3 protein-coding genes and 1 pseudogene are annotated in these 2923 nt (G+C 75.4%); 1 reads left to right on the forward strand and 3 read right to left on the reverse strand.

Features of this window, described 5'->3' with window-relative positions:
• The 3 genes from C667_RS21775 to C667_RS21785 all read right to left on the reverse strand — a co-directional run.
• Positions 1-956: glycosyltransferase family 4 protein (locus tag C667_RS21775; protein WP_004384816.1), on the reverse strand; the 956-nt coding region annotated here is incomplete at its 3' end.
• Between the two features lie 82 nt (positions 957-1038).
• Positions 1039-1437: a 6-pyruvoyl trahydropterin synthase family protein gene (locus C667_RS21780; RefSeq protein WP_004384817.1), complete on the reverse strand. Its 399-nt coding sequence runs from the start codon at positions 1435-1437 to the stop codon at positions 1039-1041.
• A gap of 21 nt (positions 1438-1458) precedes the next feature.
• A complete protein-coding gene (locus C667_RS21785) occupies positions 1459-2469 on the reverse strand; it encodes a hypothetical protein (RefSeq protein WP_004384818.1) in 1011 nt (336 codons plus the stop codon).
• A gap of 204 nt (positions 2470-2673) precedes the next feature.
• On the opposite strand from C667_RS21785, the pseudogene C667_RS21790 reads away from it, so the two are divergent.
• Positions 2674-2923: pseudogene (locus tag C667_RS21790) on the forward strand (CDP-alcohol phosphatidyltransferase family protein); the annotation flags it as partial.

The following is a 2923-nucleotide window of genomic DNA, read 5'->3' on the forward strand; positions in this document are numbered from 1 at the left end:
AGGCGCAGGCGACGGGCGCGGTCGCCGATCAGCTCGGCGAGCGCGCCCGCAAGCGCATCGACGTCACCCGGCGGCACGGCCAGCCCTGCGTCGCGCGGCAGCGTGCCCGGGAGCGCGCCGCCGGTGGTGGCGAGCACCGGCAAGCCGGCCGCGATCGCCTCGGCGACCACCATGCCGTAGCCCTCGTAGTGCGAGGGCAGCACGAAGAGGTCGGCGGCGGCGTAGGCCTCTTGCAGGGCCGCGTCCTCGCATTCACCGGCGAGCTGGATGCGGTCCTGCAGGCCGAGGCCGCGGACGAGTTCGGCCACCTCGCCCGCGTAGGCGGGATCGCGGCGCGTGCTGCCGACCAGGGTGCAGCGCCAGGGGAGCGCGCGCACGCGCGCGAGCGCGCGCACGAGTACGTCCTGGCCCTTGCGCGGGCTCAGGCTGGCGACGCACAGCAGCTGCGGCGGCTCGCCCTCCGCAGCGGCCAGCGCGAGCGGCGCCACGCCCGGCTCCACCCAGCGGATGCGCTCGGCGCGCAGCCCGAAGTCGAGCAGCCGGCGTGCGGTGAAGGCGCTGGTCGTGATCGCCAGGCGCACGGCGGCGAGCGCGGCACGCTCGCTCGCCAGCAGGCAGCGCCGCAGCACCGGGTCGAGGCCGCGCTCGTCGGCGAGCGGGTGGTGGACCAGGGCGACCAGCGCCAGCCGCCCGGCGTGCTCGATCGCGACCTCGGGCAGGCCGCCGAGCGCGAGCCCGTCGATGACCACGCGCCCGCCGGCGGGCAGCGCGGCGAGGGTGTCGTGCAGGGCGTCACGTGCCGTGGGGTCGGCGTCGGGGAAGCGGCCGGGCAGGCCATGGACGTCGACGCTCCAGCCGCGGCAGCGCAGCTCCTCGACGATGCGGGCGTCGTAGAGATAGCCGCCGGTGCGCTGGGCGGGATCGCCCGGGACGATGAAGTCGAGCCGGCAGCTCATCGCGCGGCCTCGCGTCCGCCGGCCCGGGGGAAGGCGTGCCCGGCGCTCGCACCGCGTCCGCCAGCGGCGCTGCGGGGCAGGCTCACAGCGCGCCCTCGTAGCTCGCCCACGCGACGTGCGACTCGTGCAGGCTCACCTTCAGCCGCTCCAGACCGCGCGCCCCGGGGCCCAGCCGGCCGGCGCGGATCGCGGCGGCGAGGCGGTCGAAGATGACCCTGGCCATGAACTCGGTGGTGGTGTTGCGGCCGCGGAACTCCTCGAGCTCGTCGAGGTTGCGGAAATTGAACTCGGCGAGCACCGCCTTCAGCGTCTCGGCGGCGAGGCCGATGTCGACCACCAGGCCGTCGGCGTCGAGCTCGCCGCGCTGGAAGCAGGCGTCGACCAGATAGGTCGCGCCGTGCACCCGCTGTGCCGGGCCGAAGATCTCGCCGCGGAAGCTGTGGGCGATCATGATGTGTTCGCGGACGCTGAGGCTGTACATGGGGCGGTCTCCGGCGTGTTCTCAACAGGGATGGTCGGTGGCGGGGTCGGCGTAGCGGATGCGCTCGCACAGCGCCCCGGCGGGGGCGGCGGCGAGGCGCTGCATCAGCGCGGGCAGGCCGGTGAAGTCGGTCTCGCCGCTGATCAGCGCGTCCAGCCGTGGATCGACGAGCAGACCGAGCGCGAGTTCCATGCGGCGGCGGTAATCCCAGCGCGGGCTGCGCTGCGGCGGCAGGCGGCCGACCTGGCTGGACTGCAGGCGCAGGCGGCGCGCGTGGAAGGCGGCGCCGAGCGGCAGCTCCGCGCTGCGGTGGCCGTACCAGCTCATCTCCACCACGGTTGCGTCCTGGCCGGCGAGCTCGAGCGCGCGCACCAGGCCGGCGGGGTTGCCGCTGGCGTGGAAGACGAGGTCGCAGTCGCCGCGGGCCTGGTCCGGCAGGCGATGAACCAGGCCGAGCGCTGCGGCGAGGCGGGCGCGGCCGGGGTCGGTGTCGATCAGCTCGAGCTCGACACCGGGGATGCGCGCGCACAGCCAGGCCACCAGGCTGCCGACCACGCCGGCGCCGACCACCGCGACGCGGTCGCCCACGGCGGGCGCCGCATCCCAGCAAGCGTTGATCGCGGTCTCGAGGTTGGCGGCCAGCACCGCGCGCGCGGCGGGCACGCCGGCGGGCAGGGGGAGGACGGCGCCGGCGGGCACCACGTAGCGCTGCTGGTGCGGGTGCAGGCAGAACACCGTGCGCCCGCGCAAGGCGGCGGCCGCGCCGCCGACGCCGTCCTCCACCACGCCGACGCCGATGTAGCCGTACTTGAGCGGACCCGGAAAGCCACCCTCCTGGAAGGGTGCGCGCATGCGCTCGTATTCGCTCTCGGGCACCTCGCCGCGGAAGACCAGGCCCTCGGTGCCGCGGCTGACCGCGCTGTACAGGTTGCGCACGAGGACCTCACCCTCGCCGGGCGGGGGCAGCGGTGCCGGGCGCAGTTCGCCGCAGCCCGGGCGGACGGTCCAGAAGGCGAGGTTGGGGGCGGACATGCAGCGCTCCTTGTGCGAACCCTTTCGCGCGGCGGATGATCGAAGCAGGCATGGTAGCAGGGCGCCGCAGCCCTTGTAGGCGCGCGGGCAGGCGCGAAGGTGGCCGTGGGTCGGTGGCATGCGCGTCGAGGTCCGTGCGATCTGATTCGCGGTTGACGCCGCTCCTGCGGGGCTGCGAGCGGCGTGGGTTACGGACGAGGGGACATGAAGGCGATGGAGCGGGGTGGATCTTGCATTCGGCGCGGCGGGCCGCCGCGCCTCTGGCTCGAACTGGCCGGAGGCTTCGGCGGCCTTGTCGCGCTCCTCGCGCTGGCGATGGCCACGCTGGGGCTGCCGGTCGCCGCTGCATGGGCGGCGGGCGCGGTGTCGCTCGCCATCGGCGCGCTGGTCCGGCACTTCTGGCCCGAACCGCGGCGCGGCCTGGGGCCGGCCAACCTGGTGACGCTGGCGCGCG

The organism is Thauera phenylacetica B4P, assembly GCF_000310225.1.
Lineage (GTDB): Bacteria > Pseudomonadota > Gammaproteobacteria > Burkholderiales > Rhodocyclaceae > Thauera > Thauera phenylacetica.

Coding starts and splice junctions, on each gene's coding strand:
- C667_RS21780 (WP_004384817.1), bottom strand. CDS start 1,437: ATGTACAGCCTCAGCGTCCGCGAACACATCATGATCGCCCACAGCTTC.
- C667_RS21785 (WP_004384818.1), bottom strand. CDS start 2,469: ATGTCCGCCCCCAACCTCGCCTTCTGGACCGTCCGCCCGGGCTGCGGC.